Here is a 454-nt window from a genome sequence, read left to right on the forward strand (position 1 = left end):
CAGGGCGGCTGCCGGGATGGTCGTGCTGCATGTCGGCACCCTCCTCCCGCACTCGTGTGACCACGGTACCGGCGATCACCGACAACCGAGATGTCCGCCAGGCCACTTGGGCGTAACGAAGCCGATAAACGCCCGCTCGGCGGGATGAACTGCTCCATCTCGGTCACGGTGGGAACCAGGTACCCACTACCGTGCGTCCAGTAGCCGTTCTCCAGCGTCCGATCGGGCGTTTTCCAGACAGAGGCCTTCAGGAGACCCGATGTCCACACCGCCTTGGCAGGGTGAGCACCCCGGACAGCCGTCCGGGACCCCGCCCGAGCTGGGCGATCACCGACAGCGGGGCTCCGTCGGGATGCGCTGGCAACCCCAGTCGCGGCAAGGGTTTCCGACGGTGGAGATGAATGGTGTTGATCACTCAGCGCGACAGCGGGACCCTGGTGGTGGCGACCGCCGG

Origin of the sequence: Allokutzneria sp. NRRL B-24872 (assembly GCF_002155965.1) — a bacterium.
Lineage (GTDB): Bacteria > Actinomycetota > Actinomycetes > Mycobacteriales > Pseudonocardiaceae > Allokutzneria.